13 protein-coding genes and 1 tRNA gene are annotated in these 18,669 nt (G+C 48.7%); 11 read left to right on the forward strand and 3 right to left on the reverse strand.

The genetic code is table 11. The annotated features are described in order from the left end of the window. Positions 1-155: 155 nt before the first annotated feature. From fadB to ACTG33_RS06810, 11 genes are all read left to right on the forward strand, one after another. Positions 156-2,306, forward strand: coding sequence for a fatty acid oxidation complex subunit alpha FadB (gene fadB, locus ACTG33_RS06760; RefSeq protein WP_439134440.1), 2,151 nt, complete (start codon positions 156-158; stop codon positions 2,304-2,306). A 35-nt stretch (positions 2,307-2,341) separates the two neighbouring features. After that, positions 2,342-3,517 carry an acetyl-CoA C-acyltransferase FadA gene (fadA, locus tag ACTG33_RS06765; protein ID WP_439134441.1) on the forward strand — a complete coding sequence of 392 codons (1,176 nt, stop codon included), beginning with the start codon at positions 2,342-2,344 and terminating at the stop codon, positions 3,515-3,517. Positions 3,518-3,973: 456 nt separating this feature from the next. Next, positions 3,974-5,248: a hypothetical protein gene (locus tag ACTG33_RS06770; RefSeq protein WP_439134442.1), complete on the forward strand. Its 1,275-nt coding sequence runs from the start codon at positions 3,974-3,976 to the stop codon at positions 5,246-5,248. Positions 5,249-5,299: 51 nt separating this feature from the next. Continuing rightward, complete coding sequence (locus ACTG33_RS06775; RefSeq protein WP_439134443.1) at positions 5,300-6,193, forward strand: TraB/GumN family protein; 894 nt, start codon at positions 5,300-5,302, stop codon at positions 6,191-6,193. A gap of 219 nt (positions 6,194-6,412) precedes the next feature. Beyond that, positions 6,413-6,497 (forward strand) — tRNA-Leu (locus ACTG33_RS06780). Between the two features lie 82 nt (positions 6,498-6,579). Beyond that, positions 6,580-7,896 carry a trigger factor gene (gene tig, locus ACTG33_RS06785; RefSeq protein ID WP_439134444.1) on the forward strand — a complete coding sequence of 439 codons (1,317 nt, stop codon included), beginning with the start codon at positions 6,580-6,582 and terminating at the stop codon, positions 7,894-7,896. 238 nt (positions 7,897-8,134) lie between these two features. Continuing rightward, positions 8,135-8,773: an ATP-dependent Clp endopeptidase proteolytic subunit ClpP gene (gene clpP, locus ACTG33_RS06790; protein WP_439134445.1), complete on the forward strand. Its 639-nt coding sequence runs from the start codon at positions 8,135-8,137 to the stop codon at positions 8,771-8,773. 196 nt (positions 8,774-8,969) lie between these two features. Next, entirely contained in the window at positions 8,970-10,280 is a 1,311-nt protein-coding gene (gene clpX / locus ACTG33_RS06795) for an ATP-dependent Clp protease ATP-binding subunit ClpX (protein WP_439134446.1), read from the forward strand. 202 nt (positions 10,281-10,482) lie between these two features. Further along, positions 10,483-12,903 carry an endopeptidase La gene (gene lon / locus ACTG33_RS06800; RefSeq protein WP_439134447.1) on the forward strand — a complete coding sequence of 807 codons (2,421 nt, stop codon included), beginning with the start codon at positions 10,483-10,485 and terminating at the stop codon, positions 12,901-12,903. Between the two features lie 246 nt (positions 12,904-13,149). Continuing rightward, on the forward strand, positions 13,150-13,422 hold the full coding sequence (locus ACTG33_RS06805) for an HU family DNA-binding protein (protein ID WP_439134448.1): 273 nt from the start codon (positions 13,150-13,152) through the stop codon (positions 13,420-13,422). Positions 13,423-13,639: 217 nt separating this feature from the next. Continuing rightward, complete coding sequence (locus ACTG33_RS06810) at positions 13,640-15,514, forward strand: SurA N-terminal domain-containing protein (RefSeq protein WP_439134449.1); 1,875 nt, start codon at positions 13,640-13,642, stop codon at positions 15,512-15,514. Positions 15,515-15,611: 97 nt separating this feature from the next. Here ACTG33_RS06810 and ACTG33_RS06815 read toward each other — a convergent pair whose 3' ends face one another. The 3 genes from ACTG33_RS06815 to ACTG33_RS06825 form a co-directional block, all read right to left on the reverse strand. Then, positions 15,612-17,273 (reverse strand): ABC transporter ATP-binding protein, encoded by a 1,662-nt coding sequence (locus tag ACTG33_RS06815; protein WP_439134450.1) that lies wholly within the window; start codon positions 17,271-17,273, stop codon positions 15,612-15,614. Beyond that, entirely contained in the window at positions 17,273-18,328 is a 1,056-nt protein-coding gene (locus ACTG33_RS06820; RefSeq protein ID WP_439134451.1) for an ABC transporter permease, read from the reverse strand. Before ACTG33_RS06820 ends, ACTG33_RS06815 begins: the two co-directional genes overlap by 1 nt. Before the next feature lie 4 nt (positions 18,329-18,332). Beyond that, positions 18,333-18,669 (reverse strand): ABC transporter permease subunit (locus tag ACTG33_RS06825; protein WP_439134452.1); only part of this gene is annotated, 337 nt, incomplete at its 5' end.

Genomic DNA, 18,669 nt, shown 5'->3' on the forward strand with positions numbered 1-18,669 from the left:
ATACTCCGGCGTCTCGTCTGCCGCTCTGCCGATTAAATCGGGAGAACCTATGGCGAGGCTACTTTCACGGCAATAGTCATTCGCAGGATTAGACCTTGGGCAGAGTGTATTTTCAGCCTGGTTTATGAGATCGAAAGGAACTTACGAGGTCGAACATGATTTTTAAAGGTAACGCTGTTTCGGTGCAAATGCTTGAAGCAGGCATCGCAGAGTTGAATTTTGATTTACAGGGTGAGTCGGTGAATAAATTCGACAGTGCCACTGTAGATGAGCTGGAACAAGCCATTACGGCCCTGGAAAACACCGCAGACCTCAAAGGGGTTCTGGCAACCAGTGGCAAGAGTGTCTTTATTGTGGGTGCTGACATCAGTGAATTTGTTCCTTTATTTGAGCAGGGACCTGAAGCTGCAGGTGAGCATCTTGGAAAAAATGCCAAAAACCTAAATCGCATTGAAGATCTCGGTGTACCTGTTGTTGTAGCAATCAACGGTTTTGCTCTGGGTGGTGGTCTCGAGTTCTGTTTGGCGTGTGATTTCCGTGTCGCCAGCACTGCGGCTAAGGTCGGTTTGCCTGAAACCAAACTGGGTTTGATTCCGGGTTGGGGTGGCACCGTTCGTTTGCCACGTTTGGCTGGCGCTGATGTTGCTATTGAGTGGATTGCTTCCGGTAAAGACCAGAAAGCAGCGACGGCACTGAAGGCTGGCGTTGTGGATGGCGTCGTTGAGCCAGAAGCGCTGCGCGATGCAGCTCTGAACGTTTTACAGCAATGTGTTGATGGCAAACTGGATTATCAGTCCCGTCGTGCACAGAAAAAAGCACCTCTTCAGCTGAATGGCATCGAGTCGATGATGGCTTTCGAAACGTCCAAAGCGTTTGTTGCTGGTCAGGCCGGACCGAATTATCCATCACCCGTTGTTGCGGTGAAAGGCATGCAGAAAGCTGCTGGGATGGAGCGTGACGAAGCCCTGGAAGTTGAAAAAGCTGGTTTCGTAAAAGTTGCTTCCACAGAAGCCGCTAAATCCCTGGTTGGCTTATTCTTGAGTGATCAGTTGATTGCGAAAAACGCCAAGAGCTGGGAAAAGAAAGCCGACAAGAAAATTGGTCATGCTGCGGTACTGGGTGCTGGCATCATGGGTGGCGGTATTGCTTACCAGTCAGCGCTGAAAGGCACGCCAATCAAAATGAAAGATATTGCTCAGGAAGGATTGGACCTGGGTTTGTCAGAAGCCAACAAGTTGCTGAGCAAGCAAGTTGCTCGCGGTCGTATGACCCCGGACAAAATGGGTAGCATTCTTGCCAACATCGATGCCACTTTATCCTACGACAGCTTCGGCGAAGTGGATATGGTAGTTGAGGCCGTTGTTGAGAACCCGAAGGTTAAGCAATCCGTTCTTGCAGATGTTGAAAAGAACGTTTCTGAAGACACTATCATCGCCTCCAACACATCCACCATTTCTATTACGCACCTGGCAGAAGCCATGCAGCGTCCAGAAAACTTCTGTGGCATGCACTTCTTTAACCCGGTACACGCGATGCCGTTAGTAGAGGTCATTCGTGGTGAGAAGACTTCGGATAAAGCTGTCGCGCGTACAGTCGCTTACGCTAATGCCATGGGCAAAAAAGCCATTGTCGTCAATGACTGTCCGGGTTTCCTGGTTAACCGTGTGTTGTTCCCGTACTTTGCTGGTTTCGCAGGTCTGGCCCGCGATGGCGCTGACTTCCAGAAAGTCGATAAAGTGATGGAAAAATGGGGCTGGCCAATGGGCCCGGCTTACCTGATGGATGTCGTTGGCATCGATACCGGTTCCCACGCTGAACATGTGATGGCCGAAGGTTTTCCGGAACGTATGTCCAAAGATTACAAAACCGTTGTTGATGTTATGTTCGAGAATGAGCGTTACGGTCAGAAGAACGGTAAAGGTTTCTATACCTACGAAACTGACAAGCGCGGCAAGCCAAAGAAAGTGGCCAAGCAGGACACTTATGACCTGATTGCTCCGGTTGTTTCGGAAAGTAAAGAGTTTGATCAGGAAGAAGTGATTGCACGCATGATGATTCCAATGGCGACCGAGCTGGCTCGCTGTCTGGAAGAAAACATTGTGGGTTCAGCTGCTGAAGCGGATATGGCATTGATCTACGGTGTTGGCTTCCCTCCATTCCGAGGTGGTATTTTCCGTTGGATTGACAGCATCGGTATCGAGGCGTTTGTGGCTATGTGCGATAAGTACAAGCACTTGGGCAAACTCTACGAAGCAACCGACGCTCAGCGCGAAATGGCTGCAGCCGGTAAAAAATATTACGCATAAGTGCGGTCCAACTAACGATTTTAGGAGAATATGACGTGAGCTTGAATCCAAGAGACGCCGTAATTGTTGATTACGCACGCAGTGCGATGGGCCGCTCAAAGAATGGCTGTTTTCGTAACGTACGTGCTGATGATCTCAGTGCAGAAGTAGTAAAAGGTTTGCTGGCCCGTAATCCGGCTATTGACCCTGCCTCTATCGATGATTTGATTTGGGGCTGTGTCATGCAGCGTGAAGAGCAGGGCATGAACCTCGCTCGTCTTGTCGGCCTGCTGGCAGGCTTGCCGCATACTGTGCCGGCACAAACGGTTAACCGTTTGTGTGGCTCTTCCATGTCCGCGATGCATACGGCTATTGCTAGCGTAATGTCTGGCCTGGGTGATGTGTATCTGGTCGGTGGCGTTGAGCACATGGGTCACCTGAACATGATGGATGCTGTGGATATCAATCCAGGGCTAGGTCTTTCTGTTGCAAAAGCGGCAGGCAGCATGGGTATGACTGCAGAGATGCTGTCATTGATGCACGGCATTCAGCGCGAAGATATGGATGCGTTTTCTGCCCGCTCACATCGTCTGGCAGCGGCAGCGCGAGCTGAAGGCAAGTTTGACCGTGAAATCATTCCTGTGATGGGGCATGACGAAGTAGGCGTTCCATTTATGGTTACTCAGGACGAAACCATTCGTCCGGAAACCACAGTCGAGAGCCTTGCTCAGTTGCGTCCTGCGTTTAATCCGCAAGGTGGCACTGTGACTGCGGGTTCTTCCTCGCAAATCACCGATGGTGCTTCTGCGATGTTGATTATGTCTGCAGAGAAAGCGCAAGAGTTGGGCCTGAAGCCAATTGCGAAAGTCAGAGCTGCAACTCTGGCCGGTGTTGATCCATCCATCATGGGGTACGGACCTGTACCTTCCACTCAGAAAGCTTTGAAGCAGCTGGGCATGGATATCAAAGACGTTGATTACGTTGAGCTTAATGAAGCCTTTGCCGCTCAGGCGATTCCGGTTTTGAAGGACCTGAATCTGCTGGATGACATGGATTCTAAAGTGAACCTAAATGGTGGTGCGATTGCTCTGGGTCACCCATTTGGCTGTTCCGGTGTCCGAATCAGTGGTTCTCTGCTGACGGTAATGCAGGAAAAAGACTGGACCATGGGGATTTCCACCATGTGTATTGGTCTGGGTCAGGGTATTACGACCGTTATTGAGCGCGTCTAAACTGCAGTGCAACCCGAAGGTATTATACCTCCGGGCTTGCGCGTAAGAGCTGCGGTTTAAGAAGCCGCTGGTAAAAAACAAAGGCCGGGTATTTCCCGGCCTTTGTGTGTCTGGCGTCTGAGTCTGACTACTATGAGTCTGACTACTAAGGAGCTAGGTGGCAAAAATGCCCTAAATTGCCAATTTTGCGAATTGTGGCTTTCTGGTAAACTTCCGGCCTTTGTTTTATTAACTGAAGGCCCTGTTAGCTGAAGGTCTTATTGGCTGAGGCTCCAGTTGCCTGAATGTCATATTGATTGAGAGTCCTATTGGCTGAGCATCTTCAGCCTGGAGAAAGCCTTGTTGAGTTGTCCGCTTGTAAGTAATCCTGAAGCCCATGTACGGGATGCACTTGCTGAACTGTCGGCTGGCGCAAACAGGTTGCTGTGTTTCAGGTATCAGTATCAGCAATATTATTTGGCTGACTCAGCGGTCACCACGTTGTTGGCACTGGTTTCTCTAAATGAGGAAGGGGGCATCTCTCAGGTTCTAATGGGTGATTATTCCACCTCTGCCGAGAATGTGTGCCGCGAAGCGGTTTCAGAGTCTGATATGCCGTCAATTTCTGAGCGTCTTGAGTGGCCGTTGTTTTCTCTGAATGAAGCGGTTCGTCTTGCTCCGGTTTCTATAGCGAAGCCCTGGGGGCAGGAAATTTGGTATACCGGTATTGAAGAGCGTGGGCAGTCACAGGTTACTGATGGGCGTTATAGTATGCCGTTGCCCTGGTTGCTCTCATTGCTGCCTGATTATCTGACGGCAGGCAAAGCCAGAGATCTGAATCTGCTGAAAATCCTGGATCCACTACCGGAAGACGTGTTTGGGGATCTGTATTTTGAGCTCCACGAAGAAAAGCAGGAAGTGTATGTAGTGACCAGTGTCGACCGAACGGCATGGCCTACGGGCACTGGCGGAATTCGTATTGGTTTTGATCCACTCAAGCGTGCGAATTACGAATCGGATGAAGCGTTTGTCTCAGCGTTCAAAGCCGCAGTTAAGTCCTACGAAGTCGTACGTCGGGAAATCGATGCGGAGCTTGATGAGTGCCGTCTTGCTTCAGGTGTCGGACTCACTGAAGCGGTAAGTGCCGAGCAGACCAAGCAATGGCTTGCGTCATTACCGGAAGGACTGCTCCAAAGAGAAAAAGATCTGCGTTTGAATATGGATGCGTTTAAGGCAACCTTGCCTTTGGATGTGGGGAGTGTCTTGAAAGTACCTTGCTACACACCACACTCTCTCCTGCATGGGGTGCGGACCATTGAATTTCAAACCCCTGTCTATGAACGGCAAATCCTGTCTTTTGCTCAAAAAGTATTAACTCAAGATCATTGGGATACCGATAAAGCGCTCGAGTGTATGAATCTCGGTGATCATCAATTGCAACCTTTGCCTGTTGTTGAACGAAGAGTTGAAGAAGATATTGAAGGGCAGGGTAATAGGGCTGTTTCAGCTCTTGTCGAAGAGGTGGTGTCCTTTTCTGATTTTGAAGTGTGGCGGATCACCTTGCAGCCAAACTCGTGCTACCACCTCCTCAAACCAGGGTATGCTTTGGCGATTGGCGTTAGTGGTGCCGCCCATGTGCAGGGACAGCTTTTGCAAGGTGAGGAAGCTTGTTTGCTGGCCGCAGAGTCTGGCGAGAAACTGTTATCTGCCAGCGATACCGGTGCCGTATTATTGGTGTCGTTTCCCAAATGAATCGAGTATTCGTATCAGCGGTTCGATCCACTCAGAGAGAATGTTAAAAGCATGAAATTGCTTCGAAGTGGCTACCGCCTGTTGTTTTTGTGTTTGATGTTTGTGAGCTCGGCAGTGCGTGCCGAGCCGTTGTTGTGGCAAGTGGATGATCCTGATAGTGGCGGGCGGGCTTATCTATTCGGTTCCATTCACTTCGGTGATGAATCCCTGTACCCGTTGCCCGACTATGTACAGAAGGCATTCGACAGCGCCGATTCGCTGGTTGTCGAGTTGGATATCTCCGCGGTTGATCAGGTTCAGGCGGCGCACTTGCTTGCTCTGACTGGGCGTCTTCCCTCAGGAGGGACTTTGCAGGACAAGCTCGGTGAAGAGCAGTGGCAATCGCTGAAAGAGATATCTGAAGGGCTGGGGTTTTCCGTTGAGACGTTTCAACGCATGCAGCCTTGGCTGGTGGCAGTGCAGCTAACCGCAGCGCAAATCCGGCGCAGTGGATTCGATGAAAGCTTAGGCATCGATCGTCACTTTCTGAAAAGCGTTAAAGAGTCTCGCCCAGGTATGCCCATTGTCGAACTGGAAAGCTTTGCTGAACAAATGAGCCTGTTTAAGGAATTGAGCGACGCCGAGGAGGTGTCCTTTCTTCAGCAGACCTTGTCTGAGTTTCATCAAACTCCACGCTCTCTTGAGGCTATCATGGCCGCATGGAAGGTGGGAGATGAAGCCGCACTGGTGACTCTCATTAACGGTGCGTTTGAAAGTCGTGAGGACAAGCTGTTTCAGAGGATTTTTGCAGACCGTAACGCCATGATGCAGGTGAAGGTCTCTGAAAGGCTGAGTCGAGGAGAGGATCTCTTTGTCGTTGTGGGAGCTGGCCATATTGTAGGTGATGATGGATTGAGGGGCAGACTGAAAACCGAGGGTTACCAAGTTAAAGCTCTGCACCCCTGAAATCGGGGGCTTTTAGTTCCGGAAGCTAAGACAATAGCCCCGAAGGCTGCGGCAAACCGCAAACTTCTAGCGTCGGGTATTGAACCGTACTCGGGACTATGGCAGAATCACCACCCCTTAAAAGAGCAGCCGTTTTAGAGGAAGTATAAACTCCCTGAAATCAATGAGTTGCGCCAAAGTTGCTCGATTATTGAGCATGTTTGGAATGAAACAAGTCACGCGGACGTGGCGGAATTGGTAGACGCGCTAGATTTAGGTTCTAGTATCGCAAGGTGTGAGAGTTCAAGTCTCTCCGTCCGCACCATACAAGCGGGGGTCAGCAATCCGACTGACTCCACTACCCAGATATACCGACAGGTATTGACCTGATTTTCACGAGGAACACCATGCAGGTTTCAATCGAGACAACCACTGGCCTAGAGCGTCGTATGACCGTAGGTATTCCAGCTGAGCAAGTAGAAACTGAAGTCACTAAACGTTTGCAAGAAGCGACTAAAACAGTGCGCTTGAACGGCTTCCGTAAAGGTAAAGTACCTTTGAAAGTGGTTAAGCAACGTTTTGGAGCCGGTGTTCGCCAGGAAGTTGTGGGTGAGTTTATGAGCCGCTCTTTTTACGATGCGGTCCAACAAGAAGATGTTAAGCCTGCTGGGCAGCCTTCCATTGAGCCAAAAGAAATGGAAGAAGGTAAAGATGTTGAGTTTGTCGCAACATTTGAAGTCTATCCAGAGATCGAAGTTGGCGACACCAGCAGCTTTGAAATTGAAAAGCTGGTTGCCGAAGTACAAGACGCTGACGTTGATAATATGATCGATGTTCTGCGCAAGCAGCAAGCAAGCTGGACTCAGGTTGATCGTGCTGCCAAGACGGATGATCAAGTCAATATCGATTACACCGGCACTAAAGACGGTGAAGAGTTCGAAGGCGGCAAAGCTGAAGGTCAAGATTTGGTGTTGGGCTCCAACTCCATGATCCCTGGTTTTGAAGACGGTCTTGTAGGCCTTAAAGCGGGTGATGAGAAGACCCTGTCCCTGTCTTTCCCTGAAGATTACCACGCCGAAGAGCTGAAAGGCGCTGCGGTTGAGTTTGCTGTAAAAGTGAATTCTGTTTCTGAGCAAGAGCTGCCTGAGCTTAATGCTGAGTTTTTCAGCAAGTACGGTGTTGAAGGTGATGATGAAGCGCAGTTCCGTGCTGATGTTCGCAAGAATATGGAACGCGAACTGAAGAACGCCGCCAAGTCCAAGCTGAAAAACCAAGTCATGGACAAGCTGATTGAGGCCAATGAAGTTGACCTTCCTAAATCTCTGGTCGCTGGTGAGGTTGAAGCCCTGCGTAATCAAATGATGCAGCAGTTTGGCGGTGCCCAACCTAATATGGATTTGAAATCTTTGCTGCCGGATGAAATGTTCTCTGAGCAAGCAGAGCGTCGTGTTGCTCTTGGCTTGATCGTGGGTGAAGTGGTTAAAGCTTCCGAGATCAAGGTTGATAGCGACCGTGTTCGTGAGATGGTCGAGGAGCTGGCGTCTACTTATCAGGATCCAGAAGAAGTCGTTAACTACTACTTCAACAACCGCGAGTTGCTGGCCGGTGTAGAGTCTGTCGTTCTGGAAGATCAGGTTGTTGATTACATTCTGGATAAAGCCAAGGTTACCGAAACCAACAGCACCTACGAAGAAGTTATCAAGCCCGCCCAAAGCGCTGAGTAATCTCAGTACTTTTAGATCGATTATTGATCCAAGATCGCCGCGAAACGTCCGTTTCGCGGCAATATCCCTCTCAATTCTGCCTTCGGGGTGGAATATCTTTTCAGCAAGGTTTAAGCTCAGGCCAAGCCTATTCACAACGTCTGAATCTCGCTAATCAGCAATTTAAATTCGCTGAGTAAGTACTTTCAGATTTGAGTAGTAACAGTGTGCTTGTCGATTAAGGAAGCAAATAGAACCCATGGCAAAATTAGACTTACACTCCCAGTCGTCAGTAATCCAGAATTCTGGTCTTGTCCCAATGGTGATCGAGCAGACGGCTCGAGGAGAGCGTTCATTTGATATCTATTCAAGATTGCTCAAAGAGCGTGTGATTTTTATGGTCGGCCAGGTTGAGGATCATATGGCCAACCTGATTGTGGCTCAACTTTTGTTTCTTGAGGCCGAAAACCCTGACAAAGACATTCATTTGTATATCAATTCTCCGGGTGGGTCTGTGACTGCTGGTTTGTCAATTTACGACACTATGCAGTTTATTAAGCCGGATGTAAGTACCATGTGTATTGGCCAGGCCTGCAGTATGGGTGCTTTTTTGTTGACCGCAGGCGCTAAAGGTAAGCGTTATTGTCTGCCGAATGCCCGGACAATGATTCACCAGCCAAGTGGTGGTGCCCAGGGGCAGGCGAGTGACATCCATATTCACGCACAAGAGATCCTTAAGACTCGCCAGCGCCTGAATGAGATTATGGCTTATCATACCGGTCAGGATGTCGAGCAGGTGGCTTTGGATACCGAGCGTGACAAGTTCCTGAGCGCTGAGGAGTCTAAAGAATATGGTCTGATTGATGATGTTCTTAGTCACAGGGCTGCAGGTGAATAACCGGTTGGGTGCAGGCCTTGGCTATATGCCTGGGTCGGCCTTTTGAAGTAACTAGCGGTTATAAGAAGGGCTCGTTTCCCTTTTGTGCGGAATCAAAACATCATGAATTCGCACCATATATGGGTTTTACCCTTGAAAAAATGAGCCGTAGGACGCATTGTAAGTCCTTAGAAAAGAGATTTGATGGAGAGGTTTAATGACCGACACCACTGAAAGCGGGGATGACAACGGCAAGCTGCTTTACTGTTCCTTTTGCGGGAAGAGTCAGCATGAAGTTCGTAAGTTGATCGCCGGCCCCTCGGTCTTCATCTGTGATGAGTGTGTAGACCTGTGTAACGATATAATTCGTGAAGAGATCCAGGAAAGTGCAGCGGAAGGCAGCAGCGAGCGTCTGCCTACCCCTCAGGAAATTTCTGAGATTCTTGACGGTTATGTCATCGGTCAGAAGCGTGCTAAAAAAGTATTGGCCGTAGCGGTTTATAACCACTACAAGCGTTTGCGAGCTGGTGAGAAAAAGAAAGATCAGGAAGATGTAGAGCTGGGTAAAAGTAACATCCTGATGGTCGGACCAACTGGTAGCGGTAAAACTCTGCTGGCAGAAACCCTGGCTCGCCTGTTGAATGTACCGTTTACCATTGCAGACGCCACCACTCTGACCGAAGCCGGTTATGTGGGTGAAGACGTTGAAAACATCATCCAGAAGCTGCTGCAGAAGTGCGATTACGATGTGGAAAAGGCCCAGCAGGGCATTGTTTACATTGATGAAATTGACAAGATCTCACGCAAATCTGACAACCCCTCTATCACCCGCGATGTGTCTGGTGAGGGTGTTCAGCAGGCTCTGCTGAAGTTGATTGAGGGCACCGTGGCTTCTGTTCCTCCGCAAGGTGGCAGAAAGCATCCTCAGCAGGAATTCCTGCAGGTTGATACCTCCAATATCCTCTTTATCTGTGGTGGTGCTTTTGCCGGACTGGATAAAGTGATTCGCGATCGTTCTGAGAAGGGCGGTATTGGTTTTGGTGCCGAAGTGAAGAGTAAGGACACGGATAAAGATATCGGTGAAACCTTCAAGGATCTGGAGCCTGAAGATCTGGTTCGCTATGGCTTGATTCCGGAATTTGTGGGTCGTCTGCCAGTTATCGCAACACTGGAAGAGCTGGACTTGGAGGCTCTTGTGCAAATCCTGACCGAGCCTAAGAACTCTCTGACCAAGCAATACGGCAGATTGTTTGAAATGGAAGGTGTCGAGGTCGATTTCCGTAAAGATGCTTTGGAAGCTGTTGCCAACAAAGCGATGGAGCGGAAAACCGGTGCCCGTGGACTGCGCTCGATCATGGAGTCGGTACTGCTGGATACCATGTACAAGATCCCATCCGAAGAAGGTGTCAGCAAAGTCGTCGTCGACGAATCTGTCATCAAGGGAGAATCAGAGCCCCTATTGGTGTATGAATCCAATGACGTCGAATCGGAAGAGCCCCAGCAGCAGAAGGCTGCACCGGAGGATTAGCTTCCGAGTAAAACCACATGTTTGGAGTGGTCTTTGAGCAAAAGCTGAGCAGTCAGTTGTAGTCTGCGCCAAACTTGTATAAAAAAGGAGCCTTAGGCTCCTTTTTTTCGTTTTTTCGCCCCTAATATGTTGTATTTCGCCTAAGTAGCCCCCATTCTTTTATCATCCATGGCTGTTGTGGCCGAGATGAAAGAGGTTAGATATGGAGCAGACTGAATTGGCTGATATGAATACGATCGAACTTCCCTTATTACCTCTGCGTGATGTGGTTGTTTACCCGCATATGGTCATCCCGTTGTTTGTCGGGCGGGAAAAATCAATTAAGGCTCTTGAGCAAGCCATGTCGTCCGGTAAGCAAGTTTTACTGTTGGCGCAGCGTAATGCATCTGATGATGATCCTGGTAAAGATGACCTGTATAGCATTGGCACAATATCTAACATTCTGCAGCTGTTGAAGCTTCCCGATGGAACAGTCAAGGTTCTCGTTGAGGGGGGAGAGCGTGCCAGGGTAGTTAGTATCCAGGAGCAAGAAGAATATTTCAGTGCCGAAGCCGAAGAGCTTTTGTCCACGGATATTCCTTCTGCTGAATCGGATGCCTTGTTACGCTCCGCAATGACTCAGTTCGAGCAGTACGTGAGTTTAAGCAAAAAAGTTCCTTCCGAGGTGATGACATCTTTGTCCGGGATCGACGAACCTGGTCGTCTGGCGGATACCGTTGCTGCGCATATGAGTCTGGATCTGGAGCAGAAGCAAGAGATCCTGGAGATGTTTGATATCCGCGATCGACTCGAACATTTGCTGGGCCTGATTGAAGCCGAGATTGACCTGTTTCAGGTTGAAAAACGGATTCGTGGTCGCGTTAAGAAGCAGATGGAGAAAAGTCAGCGTGAGTACTACCTGAATGAGCAAATGAAGGCCATTCAGAAAGAGCTGGGTGAAATTGGCGATGAGCCCAACGAGATGGAAGAGTTGGAGCAAAAAGTCGTTAAGGCAAAAATGCCTGAGGAAGCGGAGAAGAAAACCCGTGCCGAGCTCAATAAGCTGAAAATGATGTCGCCGATGTCAGCCGAGGCATCCGTTGTCAGAGCTTATATTGACTGGATGGTTAGTGTGCCATGGTCAAAACGCAGTAAAGTGCGCCATGATCTGGCTCGTGCCGAAAAAGTACTGGAAGAAGATCATTACGGTCTGGAAGAGGTTAAAGAACGTATTCTTGAGTACTTGGCCGTACAAAAACGCGTCAAGAAGATCAAAGGGCCTGTGTTGTGTTTGGTAGGGCCTCCTGGGGTGGGTAAAACCTCTTTGGGTGAGTCTATAGCCAGAGCCACAAACCGAGAGTTTATTCGTATGGCTCTCGGTGGTGTACGTGATGAAGCCGAAATCCGAGGGCACAGGCGTACTTACATAGGTTCGTTGCCAGGTAAGCTGGTTCAGAAAATGGCGAAAGCCGGGGTGAAAAACCCGCTTTTCCTTTTGGACGAAATTGACAAGATGGGTATGGATAACCGTGGTGATCCTGCGTCTGCCTTGTTGGAAGTGCTGGATCCTGAACAAAACAATACCTTCAACGATCACTATCTGGAAGTGGACTACGACCTTTCCGATGTGATGTTCATCTGTACTTCCAACTCTATGAATATCCCTGGTCCTTTATTGGATCGTATGGAAGTCATCCGTATTCCGGGGTATACCGAAGACGAAAAAATCAACATTGCTACACGTTATTTGATTCCCAAACAGATGAAAAACAATGGTCTTAAAGCTAAAGAGCTGACTATTGAAGATGGCGCTATCAGGGATATCGTACGCTACTACACTCGTGAAGCTGGTGTGCGTGGTCTTGACCGTGAAATTGCCAAGCTATGCCGTAAGGTCGTGACTCGTCACGTCAAAGAGAAGGCGACCGCTCAGGCTTGTCTGACGGAAGAGATGCTTGAAGATTATTTGGGGGTTCGCAAGTTTGATTACGGCATTGCCGAGGAAGAAAACCAGGTAGGGCAGGTCACAGGTTTGGCCTGGACTCAGGTTGGTGGTGAGTTGTTGACCATCGAGTCTTCAGCAGTCAAGGGTAAAGGTCGTATCATCAAAACAGGTTCTCTGGGTGATGTGATGCAGGAGTCTATTCAGGCCGCTATGACGGTGGTTCGTTCGCGTTCGCAGGTGCTTGGCGTTGCTCCTGACTTCATCGACCATACAGATATTCATATCCACGTGCCTGAAGGGGCTACCCCCAAAGATGGCCCCAGTGCCGGTATTGCGATGTGCACCACTTTGGTGTCTGTGCTGACGAACATACCGGTGATGGCGGATGTGGCGATGACCGGGGAAATTACCTTGCGCGGTGAAGTGCTCAAAATTGGTGGCTTGAAAGAAAAGCTTCTTGCTGCACACCGAGGTGGAATTAAAACGGTGTTAATTCCACATGATAACGAGCGAGACCTGAAAGAGATTCCGGATAATATTAAAGCGGATCTCAAAATCATCCCGGTTCAGTGGATTGATCAGGTTCTGGAAGTGGCTTTACAGCAAATGCCAACACCTTTCACTGACGAAGAATATGAAGCTTTGCAAGCTGAAGCTCAAGATAGCAAGTCGTCGTCACCCAGGATCAGTACTCATTAATTAAACTGCTCGAAAACCACGCCAGCCCTTGCCTGGCGTGGTTTTCGTACGGGTTGAGTGCAAACTGAGCAGTTATCCGCAATGCCTGTGAATTCTGCCAAACTTACCTTGACCCTCTCAAATGCAGTTGGTATAAATCGTTATTCCTTGCGTAGAGCAGGCCCAGGGACAAGGGAAGGATACTTAAGATCCTTTTTGTGATTCCCGTTTACTTAGTTGATTTAATCCGAACAAAAGGGGTTTAGTGTGAATAAGTCTGAACTGATTGAGGCGGTAGCCGCTTCAGCTGATATTCCAAAAGCTGCAGCCGGTCGCGCCGTTGATGCCATGATCGATGCAGTAACAGGTGCACTTAAAAATGACGATCAGGTTGTATTAGTCGGTTTTGGTACCTTTTCAGTAAAAGATCGCGCTGCGCGCACTGGTCGTAACCCTCAAACTGGTGCACCTATCGAAATTGCAGCTGCCAAGATTCCAAGCTTCAAAGCTGGTAAAGCACTGAAAGACGCCGTCAACTGAGTTGGCGCGTTCTGAGCTTCACCGTTAATAAAAACCAGGGCTAAAGAGTACAAGTTGTACAAAAGTGTTTTGGATGTTAGCGGTAAAGAGTCTAAAAAAGGCGCATCATGTATGCGCCTTTTTTAATGATAAAATCAGAACTTATTGTTTCAGACATTTTTAAAGTAAACCGTCGGCAAGCTGAGTAGCCGTTTTTAATTTTAGACAGAGGTCTTTTATGCTTCAGGCATTCCGGGACAATCTCAAAGGTGCTATGGCAATCTTCATTGTCGGGCTGATGATGATTCCATTTGCGCTTTTTGGTGTTGATTCATTGTTTCTTCAAGATTCAACGGCTGGTAAAGCTGCCGAAGTCAATGGCGCCCCAGTATCAGAAATGGAGTTAACCCGGGCGGTACGCATTCAGAAACAACAGTTGCTGGAGCGTTTCGGTGAGCAAGCTCCTGCAGACCTTGTCAGCGATGAGCAGCTCCGGGGTCCAGTACTTACTCGTCTTGTAAACCGTGAATTATTGCGTCAAGCAGCTGAAAATGGCGGTATGGCCATTAGTGATGCTGATGTTAATCAGATGATTATCTCAACACCTCAATTCCAGCAGGATGGCCGCTTTAGTGCAGACCTTTATACTCAGTTATTGCGTAACATGGGCTATACACCTGCCAGCTACAAGGCTTTGCTGATTGAGGATCTGCTGGTCAACCAACATGCATCTGGACTGAATGCCAGTGCATTTGCGACTGAGGGCGATATTCGGACCCTGACAGCTTTAACCCAGCAGATGCGTAGTTTTTATTATCTGACGTTGCCTTTTGACTCTGTTGTGGACCAGGTATCGATCTCTGACGAAGAGATACAGTCCTATTATGACGACAACCAGCCGCAGTTTATGGAGCCTGAGCGTGTTTCGGTCGAATATATTGATCTGAACCTTGACGACCTTGCACAAAATACAGGTGTTGACCCTGAAGAAGTAAAAGCTCAATACGAACAAAATGTGGCCAGTTTCACGGCGTCAACGAAACGGCATGCAGCTCATATTCTAATTGAGGATGGTGATGAGGCTGAGAAGAAGATTGCTCAGGTTCAAGACCGCCTTAATTCTGGCGAAGATTTTGCCACAGTAGCTGGAGAGCTCTCCGACGATTTTGGTTCCAAGGAAATGGGCGGGGACGTTGGCATGACCGACGGCACAACTTTCCCTGAAGCCTTTGAGGGAGCATTGTCAGAGCTTGAAGTTGGTGAAGTCTCTGACCCTGTGGAGACTGATGCAGGTACCCACTTTATTAAATTGCTAGATATAGAAGATACTAACCCTCCGAGCTTCGAAAGTGCCAAAGCTGGCATTGAAGAGCGTTTGGCTCGGGCTACTGCTGAGTCTACCTTTGTTGAGCTGCTTGAGGCTCTGCCAGATGCCACCTATAACGCGGAAAGCCTTTCTAATGCTGCAGATGGCTTGGGTATAGAGGCGAAAACCTCTGAGTTGTTTGACCGCCAGGGTGGACCAGGCATTCTATCAAATAATCAGGTTCTTGCTGCTGTCTTCAGTGAAGACGTACTTCACGATGGATTGGCAAGTAATGTTATCGATTTGACCGACAATCATGTGGTTGTGGTTAAGTTGAAAGAGCATAAACAACCTGAGGTAAAGCCTTTGACTGAGGTTTCCGAAGAGGTTAAAGCTATTCTGACGAAACAGAAGGTTGAGAATATCCTCAGCGAGCAGGCTCAAGAGTACGCTGGTGCACTAGAAGAGGGTGAGAACCTTGAGGCCTTAGCGACTGAGAAGGGTGTTGATTGGCAGGTTAAAACCGATGTACAGCGCAATGATCGTTCAATGGATATGGAGCTGCTGTCTCATATCTTCACCTTACCTAAGCCTCAAGGCTCGGAGCCGGTGAATACTACATTGACGCTGGCGAATGGCGATACCGTAGTGGCTCAGTTAACAGTAGTGAAACCTGGAGAATTGCCTGAGCTCGATGAGTCGCAGTTAACCGGTATCAAGCAGCGATTGGCTCAGGATATTGGTGGTGCTGAAATGGCCACCTATCAAAACAGCCTGAACGACTCAGCAGATGTTGAGGTTTATTAGCCTCTGCGAAAACATTTATGAGTGCGAATTAAGAATAAAAAAACCGGACCTTTGAGTCCGGTTTTTTTATGGGATAGTTAACACCAAATAAACAAGATCAGGAAAGAGTGGCAGCCAATAAATGCTGCGTATAGGCCTGTTTGGGCTGTGAAAGGAGTGTTGAAGCGTCCCCTTGTTCAACGATTTCACCGTCCTTCATTACAACAATTTGATGGCTCAGGGCTTTTACAACGCTGAGGTCATGGCTGATGAATAAGTAGGTCAGTTGTCTTCGTTGTTGCAGGTCACGCAAAAGATCAACAACTTGCACTTGTACCGTTTTATCCAGTGCGGATGTTGGCTCGTCAAGAATCAACAGCGAAGGATTCAGAATCAATGCCCGTGCAATGGCAATACGCTGGCGCTGGCCACCGGAAAATTCGTGGGGGTAACGATGACGAAGATCGCTGTCGAGTCCCACCTCATGCATAACGCTTTTAACACGCTCTTGTTTTTGTTCTTGGGATAAAAGCCTGTTGGCTGTGTCCGAAGAGGGGTTATGAATATTTAACCCTTCCTGGATAATCTCTTCAGCTGTCATTCGTGGGCTTAAACTAGCAAAAGGATCCTGAAAGACAATCTGAAAGTCCTTTCGTAAACTCCGCAACTTCTTTTCCGGAATGTCAGAAATCAGTGTGTTGTTAAAAAGAATGCCGCCATCGGATTCGATGAGCCGGAGAATCGCGAGAGCCAATGTGGACTTGCCTGATCCGCTTTCACCGACGACGCCCAATGTTGTTCCTTTCTGAATGGCCAGACTCGCTTCTTTCACGGCTCGGAACTGCTCGATAGGTTTGCCAAAAAGGCTTTTACGAGTCGTGAAGCTCACATTGAGCTGCTTGGTCGATAACAATGTAGAGTTTTCTTCAGCTGAAGTGGCAACCTCTGCAGGTTTACCTGCTGGCTTGCTGAGTAGAAGCTGCTTGGTGTACTTGTGAGAAGGAGCTTTGAAAATATCCTGAGTGCTATTCTTTTCAACGATCTCGCCGTTCTTCATGACGAGAACTTGCTGGGCCATGTGCTTAACGACGCCCAAGTCATGGGTGATCAGTAGAAACCCCAGATTCTCTTCTTGCTGGAGCTTTTTGAGAAGTTGAAGAATTTCTTTCTGAACGGTGACATCCAATGCTGTTGTGGGTTCATCTGCGATCAGTAGGCGGGGTTCATTGGCGAGAGCCATGGCGATCATAACTCGCTGTCTCTGTCCGCCTGAAAGCTCATGGGGGTAGGATTTTAAGCGCGTCTCGGGGTTGGGTATTTGTACTTTGTGCAGCAAATTTACAATAAAAGGACGAGCTTGTTTCAGGTTAATACCCCGGTGCTGACAAATCACTTCACCGATTTGCTTGTCAATCGTGTGTAAGGGGTTGAGGGCCGTCATTGGCTCCTGAAAGATCATCCCTATCTTATTACCACGGATTGCCTGCATGCGCTTGTCGCTGAGTTGAATCAAATCCAGGTCGTCAAATATCACCTCTCCACTTGGGTGGAATGCCATGGGGTAGGGAAGCAGCTTCATGATCGCGTGGGCCGTCATGGACTTACCAGATCCCGATTCGCCAACAAGGTCCACTGTTTCACCTGGATGGACAGTGAAGCTAACGTGCTGAACCACTTCAGTTATAGCGTTGTCCTGACGAAAGGCTACCGAGAGGTCTTTAACTTGCAGTAGTGGTGTTGCTGAGTTCTTTGTCATTTCTCGTGGCTTGTTGGAATTCATTATTGAGTCACCAACCGGGGGTCGAAGGCATCTCTAACACCTTCGCCAATAAACACGAGCAAGGTTAGTAACAGAGCCAATACGGTAAAGGCGGTGAGTGCCAGCCAGGGAGCTTGCAGGTTTCCTTTCCCCTGAGCAACCAGCTCCCCCAGCGAGGGTGAACCTGGAGGCATGCCGAAGCCGAGAAAATCCAGAGAGGTTAAAGTCGTTACAGCTCCGGTTAAAATAAATGGTACCAACGTTACAGTCGCGACCATGGCGTTGGGCAGTATGTGTTTGGCCATGATGGTTCGATCGGGAACTCCCAGAGCCTTAGCTGCGCGAACATAATCCAGGTTACGGCCTCGCAGGAATTCCGCTCGCACCACATCCACCAGTGATGTCCAGCTGAAAAGCAACATGATGCCAAGCAACCACCAGAAGTTGGGCGTAACGATATTCGCCATAATAATGAGCAAGAAGAGGACAGGTAGACCGCCCCAAATCTCAAGGGCTCTTTGACCAAGCAGGTCGATTTTACCTCCAAAGTAGCCTTGCAGTGCGCCCACCAGAACCCCGATCAAGCAGCTGCCAATGGTCAGGGTCAGGGCAAACAAAATAGAGATTCTGAATCCATAAATGACTCTGGATACGACATCCCTGGCCTGATCGTCGGTTCCTAACCAGTTTTTGTCAGACGGAGGAGATGGAGCGGGGTGATCAAGGTTCGCAATGTGTGTGTCATAGCTATAGGGAATGGGTGGCCACAGGAGCCAGCCTTTTTCATTAATTAATTCGCTGACGTATTCGTCGTTGTAGTCTGCTTCTGTATCAAAGTCCCCGCCAAAGGTTGTCTCAGGATAGGAGACAAGCACAGGGTAGTGTAATTTTCCATCGTACATCACCAGCAAGGGTTTATCGTTGGCGATAAATTCGGCAAACAATGAAACCAAAAATAGTGCTATAAAAAGCCACAGGCTCCATTTCGCTCTGGGATTGGCAAAGAACGTATCCAGTCTGCGCTGGTTGATGGGGTTTAGTCTTTGTCGTAATGAAAAGAATCTGCGCGAGCTCACGAAATCAGTTACCTTGGCTATCAAAGTGAATTCTTGGATCGACAGCGACATAAGCCAAATCGGAGATCAATTTAACAAAGAGCCCAATCAGCGTAAAAATAAACAAAGTCCCGAAGATCACCGGATAATCACGGGTTTGTACCGATTCAAACCCCAGTAACCCGAGGCCATCAAGAGAAAAGATGACCTCGATCAACAGCGAGCCGGTAAAGAAAATTCCAATAAACGCGGCGGGGAAGCTCGAAATAATAATCAGCATGGCGTTGCGGAATACATGGCCGTAGAGAACGCGTGACTCGGTAATACCCTTTGCTCGAGCCGTTTGTACATACTGCTTGTTG

The organism is Pseudomaricurvus sp., from assembly GCF_965662505.1.
GTDB lineage: Bacteria > Pseudomonadota > Gammaproteobacteria > Pseudomonadales > Cellvibrionaceae > Pseudomaricurvus.

Excerpts from the sequence above, each read along its gene's own strand:
- ACTG33_RS06810 (WP_439134449.1), top strand. The coding sequence starts at position 13,640 with ATGCTTCAGGCATTCCGGGACAATCTCAAAGGTGCTATGGCAATCTTC.
- ACTG33_RS06775 (WP_439134443.1), top strand. The coding sequence starts at position 5,300 with ATGAAATTGCTTCGAAGTGGCTACCGCCTGTTGTTTTTGTGTTTGATG.
- clpP (WP_439134445.1), top strand. The coding sequence starts at position 8,135 with ATGGCAAAATTAGACTTACACTCCCAGTCGTCAGTAATCCAGAATTCT.
- fadB (WP_439134440.1), top strand. The coding sequence starts at position 156 with ATGATTTTTAAAGGTAACGCTGTTTCGGTGCAAATGCTTGAAGCAGGC.
- lon (WP_439134447.1), top strand. The coding sequence starts at position 10,483 with ATGGAGCAGACTGAATTGGCTGATATGAATACGATCGAACTTCCCTTA.
- clpX (WP_439134446.1), top strand. The coding sequence starts at position 8,970 with ATGACCGACACCACTGAAAGCGGGGATGACAACGGCAAGCTGCTTTAC.
- ACTG33_RS06815 (WP_439134450.1), bottom strand. The coding sequence starts at position 17,273 with ATGAATTCCAACAAGCCACGAGAAATGACAAAGAACTCAGCAACACCA.
- tig (WP_439134444.1), top strand. The coding sequence starts at position 6,580 with ATGCAGGTTTCAATCGAGACAACCACTGGCCTAGAGCGTCGTATGACC.